The sequence below is a fragment of the Streptomyces sp. NPDC053542 genome, assembly GCF_044544685.1.
Classification (GTDB): Bacteria; Actinomycetota; Actinomycetes; order Streptomycetales; family Streptomycetaceae; genus Streptomyces.
This window is the reverse complement of sequence record NZ_JBITXL010000002.1, coordinates 1-12,790: the sequence shown is the minus strand read 5'-3', so window position 1 is coordinate 12,790 and position 12,790 is coordinate 1. Positions and strand designations below refer to the sequence as shown.

9 protein-coding genes are annotated in these 12,790 nt (G+C 70.0%); 8 read left to right on the top strand and 1 reads right to left on the bottom strand.

What is annotated here, in order from left to right; translation table 11 throughout:
• Positions 1-189 precede the first annotated feature (189 nt).
• From ACIGXO_RS04380 to lpdA, 8 genes are all read left to right on the top strand, one after another.
• Positions 190-1,188: a thiamine pyrophosphate-dependent dehydrogenase E1 component subunit alpha gene (locus tag ACIGXO_RS04380; RefSeq protein WP_399780038.1), complete on the top strand. Its 999-nt coding sequence runs from the start codon at positions 190-192 to the stop codon at positions 1,186-1,188.
• 36 nt (positions 1,189-1,224) lie between these two features.
• Positions 1,225-2,238: an alpha-ketoacid dehydrogenase subunit beta gene (locus ACIGXO_RS04375; RefSeq protein WP_399780035.1), complete on the top strand. Its 1,014-nt coding sequence runs from the start codon at positions 1,225-1,227 to the stop codon at positions 2,236-2,238.
• A 2-nt stretch (positions 2,239-2,240) separates the two neighbouring features.
• Positions 2,241-3,380 carry an acetoin dehydrogenase dihydrolipoyllysine-residue acetyltransferase subunit gene (locus tag ACIGXO_RS04370; RefSeq protein ID WP_399780033.1) on the top strand — a complete coding sequence of 380 codons (1,140 nt, stop codon included), beginning with the start codon at positions 2,241-2,243 and terminating at the stop codon, positions 3,378-3,380.
• 263 nt (positions 3,381-3,643) lie between these two features.
• The gene (locus tag ACIGXO_RS04365; protein WP_399780030.1) at positions 3,644-4,075 is read left to right on the top strand and encodes an OsmC family peroxiredoxin; all 432 of its coding nucleotides are present in this window, start codon (positions 3,644-3,646) and stop codon (positions 4,073-4,075) included.
• 124 nt (positions 4,076-4,199) lie between these two features.
• Positions 4,200-5,195, top strand: coding sequence for a 2,3-butanediol dehydrogenase (locus tag ACIGXO_RS04360; RefSeq protein ID WP_399780028.1), 996 nt, complete (start codon positions 4,200-4,202; stop codon positions 5,193-5,195).
• Between the two features lie 160 nt (positions 5,196-5,355).
• A complete protein-coding gene (locus ACIGXO_RS04355) occupies positions 5,356-6,675 on the top strand; it encodes a GAF domain-containing protein (RefSeq protein ID WP_399780025.1) in 1,320 nt (439 codons plus the stop codon).
• 322 nt (positions 6,676-6,997) lie between these two features.
• Positions 6,998-7,930, top strand: a complete 933-nt coding sequence (lipA, locus tag ACIGXO_RS04350; RefSeq protein ID WP_399780022.1) for a lipoyl synthase — start codon at positions 6,998-7,000, stop codon at positions 7,928-7,930.
• 62 nt (positions 7,931-7,992) lie between these two features.
• Complete coding sequence (gene lpdA / locus ACIGXO_RS04345; protein WP_399780020.1) at positions 7,993-9,369, top strand: dihydrolipoyl dehydrogenase; 1,377 nt, start codon at positions 7,993-7,995, stop codon at positions 9,367-9,369.
• 39 nt (positions 9,370-9,408) lie between these two features.
• On the opposite strand, the gene ACIGXO_RS04340 is transcribed toward lpdA, so the two are convergent.
• Positions 9,409-12,021: a SpoIIE family protein phosphatase gene (locus ACIGXO_RS04340; protein ID WP_399780017.1), complete on the bottom strand. Its 2,613-nt coding sequence runs from the start codon at positions 12,019-12,021 to the stop codon at positions 9,409-9,411.
• Between the last annotated feature and the right edge of the window lie 769 nt (positions 12,022-12,790).

The window sequence follows — 12,790 nt, the reverse complement described above, 5'->3', positions numbered from 1 at the left end:
GCGTCCCGCGCCGGGCGCACCCGCCCCGCGCGCTCTTCCCCGTACCGACTCATCGTGCCCGCTCACCGTACGCCTTGTTCGCCGTACCTGCCGTACCTCGCCGTACCCCTCCGTACGGCCCCTCGACGCACCGATGGACCGATGCACCGGTCTACCCGACATCCCGCACTCTCAGCCGAGGAGATCCGCATGACTGAGACACTCACCAGCCGGCCGGCACCCGCGCTGGACGACAAGGCCCTGCTCAGGGCCTACCGGACGATGCGGACGATCCGCGACTTCGAAGAGCGGCTGCATGACGAGTTCGCGACCGGCGAGATCCCCGGATTCGTTCACCTGTATGCGGGCGAGGAGGCATCCGCCACCGGGGTGTGCATGAACCTCGACGACGACCGCGACTCCATCTCCAGCACCCACCGCGGGCACGGCCACTGCATCGCCAAGAACGTGGACGTGAAGGAGATGATGGCCGAGATCTACGGCCGTACCTCCGGGTCCTGTCACGGCAAGGGCGGCTCGATGCACATCGCCGACCTGAGCAAGGGCATGCTCGGCGCCAACGGCATCGTCGGCGGCGGCCCGCCGCTGATCTGCGGCACCGCGCTCGCCGCCAAGCTGCGTGGCGACGGCGGCGTCGGCGTCGCCTTCTTCGGCGATGGCGGCAGCAACCAGGGCACCACGCTGGAGTCGCTGAACCTGGCGTCGGTGTGGAACCTGCCCGCCATTTTCGTCGCCGAGAACAACGGCTACGCCGAGGCCACCTCCAGCGCCTGGTCCGTCGGCGGCGGCGACATCGCCAACCGCGCCGCGGCCTTCGGCATGCCCGGTGTCATCGTTGACGGCTTCGACTTCTTCGCCGTGCACGAGGCGGCCGCCCAGGCCGTGGAACGGGCCAGGAACGGGGGCGGGCCGACGCTCATCGAGGTCAAACTCACCCGCTACTACGGACACTTCGAGGGCGACCAGCAGACCTACCGGTCCACCGAGGTGGCCGAGGCCAGGGAGACGCTGGACTGTCTCAAGCAGTTCCGCCGCCGGGTGACGGAGTCCGGGCAGCTCACCGCGGACCAGCTGGACCAGGTGGACGCCGAGGTCGGCGGGCTGATCGACGAGGCGGTCGCGGAGGCCAAGGCGGCTCCGCAGCCGACCCGGGCCGACCTGGAGACCGACGTCTACATCTCGTACTGACCGCTCCGTCACCGACACGTAAAAGGAGGCAGAACCGTGGCACGCACGATCAGTTATCGCGAGGCGCTCAACGAGGCGCTGATGCAGGAGATGGAGCGGGACAGCTCGGTCATCGTGATGGGCGAGGACAACGCCGGCGGCGCCGGTGCGCCCGGGGAGCCGGACGCCTGGGGCGGTGTGCTGGGTGTGACGAAGGGCCTGTACGGCAAGTTCCCGGGGCGGGTGCTGGACACGCCGATCTCGGAGTCGGCATTCGTGGGCGCGGCGGTCGGTGCCGCGACCCGTGGCTTCCGTCCGGTGGCCGAGCTGATGTTCATCGACTTCATGGGCGTGTGTTTCGACCAGATCTTCAATCAGGCGGCGAAGTTCCGGTACATGTTCGGCGGGAAAGCCGTCACGCCGGTCGTCATCCGCGCGATGTACGGGGCGGGGCTGCGGGCCGCGGCCCAGCACTCGCAGGCGCTGTATCCGCTGTTCACCAACATTCCGGGGCTGAAGGTCGTCATCCCGTCGTCGCCGTACGAGGCCAAGGGCCTGATGATCCAGTCGATCCGGGACGACGACCCGGTGATCTTCTGCGAGCACAAGGCGATGTACGACACGACGGGTGAGGTGCCGGCGGAGAGTTACACCATCCCGTTCGGTGAGGCCAATGTGGTGCGGGAAGGAGACGAGGTGACGATCGTGGCCTTCGGGCGGATGGTGTCCGTCGCCGAACAGGCCGCCGATGAGCTGGCGAAGTCCGGGGTCGGGTGTGAGGTCATCGACCCGCGCACCACCAGCCCGCTGGACGCGGACACGATCATCGAGAGCGTGGAGAACACCGGACGGCTCGTCGTGGTGGACGAGTCCACGCCGCGTTGCTCCATGGCCGCCGACGTTTCCGCACTGATCGCCAAGGAGGCGTTCGGGTCGCTGCGCGCGCCCGTCGAGATGGTGACCGCGCCGCATACGCCCGTACCGTTCAGCCCGGTCCTGGAGGACCTGTACGTGCCGGACGCGCAGCGGGTGGTCAACGCGGTCAAGACCGTGACGGGCTGGGAGCGTTGATCATGGCTGACGACCGTACGAACGAAGACCGTATCGGGCGTGTGACGATGCCCAAGTGGGGCCTGTCCATGAAGAGCGGCAAGATCATGGAGTGGGTCGTGGAGGTGGGGGACGAGGTCGAGAAGGGCGACGACCTCGCCGAGATCGACACCGACAAGATCGCCGGCACGCTGGAAAGTGACCACGAGGGCGTGCTGCGGCGGGTGATCGTCGAGGCGGGAGCGGATGCCCCGGTCGGCTGCACGATCGCGGTCGTGGCCCCGGAGGACGTACCGGACGCCGAGATCGACGAGGTCGTGAAGGAGGCCGAGGAGCAGCTGGCCCGGGGCGTCGTCGAGGACGAGGACGGGCCGCGGCAGGAGACCGTGGAGGTGGCGGGCCGCGCCATCTCGTACACGACCATGGGCGACGGCGCGGACGACGTGGTCGTCCTGGTCCACGGGTACGGCGGCGACAAGAACTCCTGGCTGTTCGTACAGGAGCCGCTCTCCGAGGGCCGTACGGTGCACGCGCTGGATCTGCCGGGGCACGGTGACTCCGCCAAGGACGTCGGCAACGGCAGCCTCGACACGCTGGCCGGCACCGTCATCGGATTCCTGGACGCGCTGGGCGTACGGCAGGCCCATCTGGTCGGGCACTCCATGGGCGGCGCGGTGGTCACCGCGGCAGCCGCCGCGGCACCGGACCGGGTGCGGTCGCTGACCCTGGTGGCCCCCGCGGGATACGGGCCGGAGCTGAACGCCGAGTACCTGCGGGGCTTCGCCTCCGCCACCTCGCGGCGCGAGCTCAAGCCGCAGCTGCTCAAGCTGTTCGCCGACTCCTCCCTGGTCAACCGCCAGCTCGTCGACGACCTGCTGAAGTACAAGCGTCTTGACGGAGTGGACCGTGCACTGGAAACACTGCTCGGCACGCTGCTGGACGGCGACAAGCCGGGCATCGACGTGGCACCGCTGCTGGCCCGGGCGGACGTCCCCACGGTTGCCGTATGGGGGCGGCAGGACCAGGTGATTCCCCTGTCCAACGCCGAGTCCGTGAAGCAGCACGCGACCGTCCACGTGGTGGACGGCGCGGGACACATGCCGCAGATGGAGTCGCCCGCCGCCGTGGTCTCGGCCGTCGAAGAGGCCACGGGCCGCGCCTGAGGAGGCCGGCGACGCCCGTGAAGCCGCCGCCGGCGCAGCCGCGCCGTCCGCGCCCGCATCGGCCGCGCCGGCGGCCCCGGACACGCCGTGGGATGCGCAACTCTTCCCCTGGACGCCCTCATTCCACGGCGGTCCGTCACCCCTTCGTACGCGGCGCTCCACCGCCTTTCGTACGCGGCGGCCGCCCACGTCTCGCACGCCGAAGCCGCCCACTCACCGCCGCAGTTCACACCGATGGCAGCACCCGACAGGGAAGACCCACCATGACCGACCGTACAGCCACCACCACCTGGACCGGAGACCTCGCCACCGGCACCGGGACCGTCACCCTGGACACCTCCAAGGCGGGCGGGTTCACGGTCTCCTGGCCGAGCCGCGCCGCCGAGGCGAACGGGCTCACCAGCCCCGAGGAGCTGATCGCCGCCGCCCACTCCTCCTGCTACTCCATGCAGTTCTCCGCGCTGCTCACCGACGCCGGCTTCCCGCCTGAGCGCATCGAAACCAGTGCGCGGGTGAGCTTCGGGCCGGCCGGTGACGGCTTCGCCATCAGCGGCATCGCGCTGACCGTACGGGCCGCGGTGCCCGGGGCCGACACGCAGGTGTTCGCGCGGCTGGCCGAGCAGGCCAAGCAGGTGTGCCCGGTCTCCGCCGCGCTCACCGGCACCGGGATCACGCTGGACGCCGCGCCGGCGTGACCGCACCGCCTGGGGCGGGTGACGCACCGCCGGGCGGCAGAAAAGACCGAATACTCCGATACCCAGGGACGGGACGATGCGCGCTGCAGTGTACCGAGGTCGTGGAGACGTCAGGATCGGCGATGTGCCGGAGCCGGACTGCCCGCCGGGGCACGCCAAGCTCCGGGTGGCACACAACGGGATCTGCGGGACCGACCTCCACGAGTACTACGCGGGACCGATCTTCTTTCCGACCGAACCGCATCCGCTCACCGGAGCCTCCCTCCCGCTGATCATGGGCCATGAGTTCTCCGGGACGGTGGTCGAGGCGGGCGAGGGGGTCCGTGCGGTCGCCCCGGGCGACCGGGTAGCGGTAGAGCCCATCTACCGCTGCGGCAGCTGCGCACCGTGCCAGGAGGGTCACTACAACGTCTGCCGGCAGATCGGCTTCCACGGGCTGATGTCGAACGGCGGCATGGCGGAGTACACCGTGGTGCCCGAGTACATGCTCCACCGCCTGCCCGACGAGGTGAGCCCGGAGCTGGGAGCCATGGTCGAGCCGATGGCCGTCGCCTACCACGCGGCCCGCCTGGGCGGGGTCGGTCCCGGCGACCACGCGGTCGTCTTCGGAGCGGGCCCGATCGGCATCGGGCTGTGGTTCGCGCTGCGCGGCGAAGGCGTCGAGGACATCACGGTGGTGGAGCCGTCCGCCGCGCGGCGCGAGGCGATCGAGCGCCTCGGGGCGGCCGATGTGATCGATCCGCGGGCGGTCGACCCGGCCCGGCACATCATGCGACGGACCAAGGACCGGGGCGCGGCGGCCGCGTACGACGCCGCGGGCGTCGAGGCGAGTGTGGAGTCGGCGCTGAGCTGCGTGGGCGCTCACCGGCCGCTGGTGTCGGTGGCGGTGTACGAGCGTCCGCTCACCACCTCGCTGCTCAAGCTGGTGCTGTCCGAATCCCGTATCCAGGGATCGTTGTGCTACACGGCCGACGACTACCGCCGGGTCATCGACCTGATGGCCCGGGGCCACTACGACACCACGGGCTGGGTCGGCCACATCCCGCTGGACCAGCTGCACGACGAGGGCTTCGCGGCCCTGCACGCCGGAACGAAGATGAAGGTCCTCGTCGACCTGTGAGCCGACCTGTGAGGTGATGCGTGCCGTGCTCTCCCGGACTCCCCATCCGCCCCACCGGCTGTTCGGCGGGGGGTTTACCTCACCGCGCCCCCGGCGCACCATGAAGGCATCCGGCGGCCCAGTCAGCCGTCGCACTGGTCAGGGACGACTGGAGAAACACGTGCGGAACGTGCACCTCGACCCAGCGATGCCGCCCGAGGGCACCGACCCCCGGCAATACGCCCGGATGCTGGCCCGGGCGCACGAGGCGGTGCTGAGCGGTGAGCAGCCGCCGATGCCTCCCCGACCGGTGATTCTGCAGTCCTGGGAGCGCGTGGTGTGCACCGGCGTGGACCCGGACACCGGATCGGACGCCGGTGCGCTCAGCCCCGAAGAGGTCGAGCAACACCGCCGGGCCTGCGGCCTGGGCGACGCGCTGGAGACGTTGCGTGGTGGCCTGCTGTCCATCGCGGACGCCGCCTGGCACATCCTGGTGATCGCCGACAGCGAGGGCCGGGTGCTGTGGCGGGGCGGCAGCAAGGCAGTGCTCGCGAAGGCACAGACCCTGGGTTTTGTCGAAGGCGCCTCCTGGTCGGAGAGCGCGGTCGGCACCAACGCCATCGGCACCGCGCTGGTGGCACGCCGGCCGGTGCAGATCCACTCGGCGGAGCACTTCGTCCGTACCCACCACACCTGGACCTGCGCGGCGGCGCCCATCCGCGGCCCCAGGGACGGCCGGCTGCTGGGCGTCGTCGATGTGAGCGGCCCCGCCATGACCGCGCACCCCAGCACGCTGGCGCTGGTCGACGCCGTCAGCAAGCTGGCCGAGGCACAGCTGCGTACCGCGCACCTCGGTGACCTGGAGAAGCTGCGGGCGGTCGCCGCCCCGGTGCTGGCGCGGGTCGCGGGCCGTGCGGTGGTCACCGACCGGCACGGCTGGGTCGCCGCCGTCTCCGGGGTGGCTCCCATCGACCGGCTGCTGCTGCCGGGCACGGTGCGCGACGGCGAGGCATGGCTGCCGTCGCTGGGCCGGTGCGCCGTGGAGCCGCTGCCCGGCGGCTGGCTGCTGCGGGTGAGGGAGGAGGACGTCCCGGGACCGACCCGGATCGTGCTCGACGTACGGCGCCCGCGGCAGGCGTCCCTCACCGTCGAGGGGCCGAGCGGCACCTGGACGCACGGACTCAGCCCCCGCCACGCCGAGCTGCTGTTCGTCCTCGCCGAACACCCTTCGGGCCGTACGGCGGCGGAGCTGGCGGACGATCTGTTCGGCGACGGGAGCCGTACGGTCACGGTGCGGGCCGAGGTGTCCCGGCTGCGCCGGCAGCTGGCGGGCCTGCTGCAGCACCGCCCCTACCGCTTCGCCGACGGGGTGGACGTCGAGGTGGTCCGGCCCGACGCACCGAGCGCGCTGCTCCCGCACTCCACCGCGCCGGCGATCTGCCGCCTGCGCCGCGCGGCGATGGACGACCCGACGGAATTTTTGACGCGTGCCGGCCAGTGATCGTGCCCGAAAGGACGCCGCGGCCCGGTCCGGAAGCCGGGAGCCGGAGTAGCAGGTGGCAGTAGGCGACGTGCTCGCCGAGGGCGCTTCGGTCGCCCGCATCGAACAGGCCGGCATCGGCCCTCAGTACCTGTTCCCCACGTCAGTGAACGAAGGCCGAGGACAGCAGCCAGGAACACACCGGCGTCAAGCCGAGCCGCGGTGACGCCACCCGCTGTCCCACCGAGGTGAAGCAGCGGCTGGAGGCCGCGGAGTTCACCACGGACGCGGCGGCGGACGGCCCGGTCGCCGCGGTGGCCGAAGCCCGAAGGGAGCCCGAGAGATGACCGTCGCACCAGAGGGACGCAGACTGCTGCGGATCGAAGCCCGCAACAGCGAGTCGCCCATTGAGGACAAGCCCCCGTGGATCAGAGCGCGGGCCAGGCAGGGGCCGGAGTACACCGAACTGCAGAACTTGGTGCAGCGGGAAAACCTGCACACGGTCTGCCAGGAAGCAGCCTGCCCGAACATCTTCGAGTGCTGGGAGGACCGGGAGGCCACCTTCCTGATCGGCGGGGACCAGTGCACCCGGCGCTGTGACTTCTGTCAGATCGACACGGGCAAGCCGGCCGGGCTGGACCGGGACGAGCCGCGGCGAGTGGCCGAGTCGGTGGCCTCGATGGGCCTGCGCTACTCGACGGTGACCGGCGTGGCCAGGGACGACCTGCCCGACGGCGGTGCGTGGCTGTACGCCGAGACGGTCCGTCGGATCCACACGGTCAGCGCCGGTACGAAGGTGGAACTGCTCATCCCGGACTTCGGCGCCGTCCCCGGCCGGCTCGCCGAGGTCTTCTCCGCCCGTCCGGAGGTGCTGGCGCACAACCTGGAGACCGTGCCACGGATCTTCAAACGCATCCGCCCCGGCTTCCGTTACGAGCGCTCGCTCGACGTGCTCACCGCTGCCCGGAAGGCCGGCCTGGTGACCAAGTCGAACCTCATCCTCGGCATGGGCGAGGAACCGGAGGAGATCGAGCCGGCCCTGCGGGACCTGTACGACGCCGGATGCGAACTCGTCACCCTCACCCAGTACCTGAGGCCCTCGCCGCGGCACCTGCCGGTGCACCGGTGGGTCAGGCCCGAGGAGTTCGTCCAGCACCGGGAGACGGCCGAGGCGGTCGGCTTCGCGGGAGTCATGTCCGGGCCGCTGGTCCGCTCCTCCTATCGTGCCGGCCGGCTCCACGCGCAGGCCGTCGCATCCCGCAAGAAGGCCGACTGAGGCGCAATCCGCGTCGCAGACCGATGACGCACGACTCGCGTCACTGAAGTACTGGAGTACCTGTGAACCACGCTGACATCGTCATCCTCGGCGGCGGCTCCGGCGGTTACGCCTGCGCGTTCCGCGCCGCGCAGCTGGGACTGTCCGTGATCCTGGTGGAGAAGGACAAGCTCGGCGGCACCTGCCTGCACCGGGGATGCATCCCGACCAAGGCCCTGCTGCACGCCGCCGAGGTCGCCGACACGGCCCGCGAGGGCGACCGCATCGGTGTGAAGTCCTCGGTGGCCGGCATCGACCTCGCCGGGGTCAACGCCTACAAGGACTCCGTCATCACCAAGCTCCACAAGGGACTTCAGGGACTTGCCGCCGTCAACAAGGTGACCCTGGTGAACGGCACGGGCAGGCTGGTCGGGCCCGGCACGGTGGAAGTCGACGGACAGCGGTACACCGGCCGCCACGTCGTGCTGGCCACCGGTTCGTACGCGAAGACACTGCCCGGCATCGAGATCGGCGGCCCGGTCATCACCAGCGACCAGGCACTGAGTCTCGACGTCGTACCGGACAAGGTCATCGTCCTGGGAGGCGGTGTGATCGGCGTGGAATTCGCCAGCGTATGGCGCTCGTTCGGTGCGGAGGTCACCATCGTCGAGGCGCTGCCGCGGCTGCTGCCGGGCGATGACGAATTCGCCTCCAAGGGCCTGACCCGGGCGTTCCGCAAGCGCGGCATCAAGGTCAGGACGAAGGCCAGGGTCTCGGGGGTCGAGCGCGGCGGCGACGGCGTGACCGACGGCGTGACGGTCATCCTGGACAACGGTGACCGCCTGGAGGCCGATCTGCTGCTGGTCGCCGTCGGTCGCGGCCCCCACTCGGCAGGACACGGCTACCAGGAAGCCGGGGTGACGGTCGACCGCGGCTTCGTTGTCACGGACGAGCGGCTGCGCACCAACCTTCCGGACGTCCACGCGGTGGGCGACCTCGTGGCCGGCCCGCAGCTCGCCCACCGCGGATTCCAGCACGGCATCTTCGTCGCCGAGGACATCGCCGGCCTCGCCCCTGCCCCGATCGACGAGGACACGATCCCCCGTGTGACGTACTGCAGACCGGAAGTCGCCTCGGTGGGCCTCACCGAGACGGCCGCGACCGAAAAGTACGGCGCCGTGGAGACCCTCACCTACGACCTGGCCGGCAACGGCAAGTCGCAGATCCTCCAGACCTCCGGCGGGATCAAGCTGATCAAAGCGCCGAACGGCGCGATCGTTGGCGTCACCATGGTCGGCGAGCGCGTGGGTGAGCTGATCGGCGAGGCTCAGGTCATCCTAGGCACAGGCGCGACCGCCACGGACCTGGCTTCCCTCGTCCACGCCCACCCCACCCAGAACGAAGCCCTGGGCGAGGCCCTGCTGGCCATGGCGGGCAAGCCGCTGCACACTCACGCCTGAGAGCGGGGCCCGCATCGCCCCGCGAGCCGCGTGGTGCGATCAGCCGTGCGAAGGGATGTCCTGTTCGGTCCAGATGACCTTGCCGTTGGCGGTGTACCGGGTGCCCCAGCGTTGGGCGATCTGGGCGACGAGGAACAGGCCGCGGCCTCCCTCTTCGGTGGTGGCCGCGCGGCGCAGGTGGGGTGAGGTGCTGCTGCCGTCGGAGACCTCGCAGATGAGGCTGTTGGTGCGGAGCATGCGCAGCTGAATGGGGCCGGTGGCGTGACGAATGGCGTTGGTAATCAGCTCGCTGAGCATCAGCTCGGTGGCGAAGGCGAGTTCATCCAGGTGCCAGTCGCTCAGTTGCCGGGTGATGGCGGCTCGCATGGTGGATACGACGGCCGGGTCGGAGGGCACGTCCCAGGACGCGACGCGTTCCGGGCCGAGCGTTCGGGTGCGGGCGACGAGCAGGGTGATGTCATCCTTCGACCGCGCGGGCAACAGGGAGTTCAGGACCACGTCGCAGGTTTCCTCCGCCGGGCGTCCGGGGGAGGCCAGCGCGTGGTGCAGCCGGTCGAGCCCGATGCCGATGTCGTCGCCGTGGTTCTCCAGCAGTCCGTCGGTGAAGAACACCAGCTGACTGTCCGAGGGCAGGTGCAGCTCGGCCGTTTCGAAGGGCATCCCGCCGAGGCCGAGCGGGGGGCCTGGGGGAAGTTCGGGGAAGGACACCTCGCCGTCGGGGGTGACGAGGGCGGGCGGCAGGTGGCCGGCGCGGGCCAGGGTGCACACGCCCGAGCTCGGATCGTAGACGGAGTACAGGCAGCTGGTACCGGTGATGTCCTGGCCGCCGTCTCCTGACGGTGTGTCGGCGTCCGCGTCCAGCCGTATGACCAGGTCGTCGAGTTGGGCGAGGAGTTCGTCGGGGGGCAGGTCCAGGGCGGAGAAGTTGTGGATCGCGGTGCGCAGGCGCCCCATCGTGGCCGCGGCCTGGATGCCGTGGCCGACGACGTCGCCGACGACGAGTGCGACGCGGGCCCCGGACAGGGGGATGACGTCGAACCAGTCGCCCCCGACTCCGGCGTGCGAGGGGAGATAGCGGTAGGCGGCCTCGACGGCCTCCTGCTCGGGCAGACCGTGCGGGAGAAGACTGCGCTGCAGGGCCACTGCCATCGTGTGTTCGCGGGTGTAGCGGCGGGCGTTGTCGATACATACGGCGGCGTGGGCGACCAGTTCCTCCGCCAGAGCGAGGTCGCCGCTCTCGAACGGGTCGGGCCTCTCCGAGCGGTAGAACGTGACTTGGCCCAGGACAGTGCCGGACGCACGGAGGGGGACCGTGATCAGCGAATGGATGCCCTGTTCCCGGAGAAGCTTCTCCCCGCGTCCCGGGTCCTGTGCCAGCCAACCGGGCACCGCGGTGAGATCCGGTTCGAGGATCGACTCTTCGGTCGCCAGGGAGCGAGCCTGGGGAGTGGAGCCGACGAAGCGGAATTCCGTCCCCACCGGCGCGAAGGGGCAGTCCGGCCGGATGCTGCCGATGGCCAGGCGGCGGAGCTCCCCGCTCGTGTCGCCGTGCTCCTCCCAACGCAGGACCGACTTGAGCAGATCCACCGTGGCGAAGTCGGCAAGCTGCGGCACGGCCACCTCGGCCAGCTCCTCAGCGGTCCGTGACACATCCAACGTGGTCCCGATGCGCACGCCGGCCTCGCACAGCAGCTGCAGGCGCCGCCGCGTCCGGATGGCGATCTTCCCCACCGTGGGTTCGCCGAGGAGGACCAGCCGTTCCGCCCTGCCGGGTGTTTCGTCGGCGACGGCGGGGCTTTCCGGACGCCGGCTCTCCCGGAGCTCATGCGCTCCGATCGCCGGCAGGGAACGGGGCGTTTCCCGGACGGTGGCGGCCGGCGCGGTGACACGGGGGCCCAGCGGGTGCGGGAGGTACGCCTCCACAGCGGCACCGCTGACCCCTGACGGTGTGGTGACCGGCCGGCAGAGCAGAGTGGCCACCTGACCAGTGGAAAGAGGAACCTCGCGGATGGCGAGGACGCCCTGGGAGACCAGCTCGGCGGCCGCCTCCCGCAGGCGCTCCTGATCACGCCAGGGCAGTCCGCTTCCGACCGGCCGGTCCGGGTCGGCGAGAGACGAGCCCATGGCCACCACGGCCCCCCGCGACCTGTGCCGTGCCCGCATGTACGTCTCGAACAAGGCATGTTCGCGCTGTGACCCCATGTCCAGGATGCCTTGTTCGACGGCGGCACCCGCTTCGCGAACGATGGCCTCCATCGTCGGATGCGCATCGGACGACCAGCACGAGAGATCGACGACGCCTTCGACGCGCCCGCTGAGCGGGTCGTGGACAGGAGCGGCGAAGCATGCGAACGGCTGCAGACGCTCGGCGAAGTGCTCCTGCCCATGGACGTTGCGGGGTTTTCCTTCGGCAAGCGCGGTGCCCATGCCGTTGGTGCCCGCGAGCCGTTCCGAGTACGTGAAGCCAGGGGCGAGCTGCACCGCGTCGAGGTGTCTGTCGAGGGCCCGTTCCCCAGCGCGCCGGTAGAGCACTCTCCCTTCCCCATCCGTGAGGAGAATGCTCAGCCGGGTGTCCACCAGCATCGACTCCAGGCGCCCGAGCACGGGCACGGCCGCGCGGAAGAGACGCGACCCCAGATCGAGGTCGTCCACATAGGGAAGGTCGAACCGGTCCGGTCGCAGTCCGAGGTCCTTGCAACGCTGCCAGGACCGCAGAATCGGCGTCCTGACACTGCCCTCGACAGGCTCGCCCGAGTCGAACCGCTCACGGACTCGAGTCGGAGGGTCCTCGTTCCTGGTCCAGAGATCGACCACTGAGATCACCTCTGCTTCCCGAATACCCGCCCTATGTCATGTGCGCATACCCCATTTCTACATTTTAGTCGCTATGTGTAGACCTGGCTTAGTCGCTATGTGTCGACCTGGCGTCGTTCTCTCGACGCGGTCGCCGATACCCTGCGGATGCGTGAATGCACACAGTGTGTCAATAAGCGTCAAATGCACGCAGTGCGTCAAGGAGTGTCAACGGAACAGCCGAAGCCGCCGCACCCGGAGGAGAGCCGTTCGCGGCGACTTCGGGGCGGGGCGGCGCCGGTCCGCCAACCGGGACTTCGCCGGGACTTCCACGTTGCGCAGTCGTGTTATGCAGGCCACAAAGCGTCGCCAGCGGTTGCGTCGCCTCCGTAGAATTAACGGAGCCGTGACGTGCGGTAAGCAAAGCAGGGGTGCTCACTCGCGCCCCCGCACTCCCCGCTATGGCGTCCTGACCTGTCCGATCGAGCAGGTGTACTCCAGGACGATGCGTCGGACCATGATCACCGACGCCAGCCGCTGGGCATGTGGGCGATGAAGAAGTCGCGAAGTGCTAGTCCTCGGGAACTGCGATGTCAGTGTCAGAGCAGGTGGGACTGCGGCAGCGACG

Excerpts from the sequence above, each read along its gene's own strand:
- ACIGXO_RS04380 (WP_399780038.1), top strand. The coding sequence starts at position 190 with ATGACTGAGACACTCACCAGCCGGCCGGCACCCGCGCTGGACGACAAG.
- ACIGXO_RS04370 (WP_399780033.1), top strand. The coding sequence starts at position 2,241 with ATGGCTGACGACCGTACGAACGAAGACCGTATCGGGCGTGTGACGATG.
- ACIGXO_RS04365 (WP_399780030.1), top strand. The coding sequence starts at position 3,644 with ATGACCGACCGTACAGCCACCACCACCTGGACCGGAGACCTCGCCACC.
- lipA (WP_399780022.1), top strand. The coding sequence starts at position 6,998 with ATGACCGTCGCACCAGAGGGACGCAGACTGCTGCGGATCGAAGCCCGC.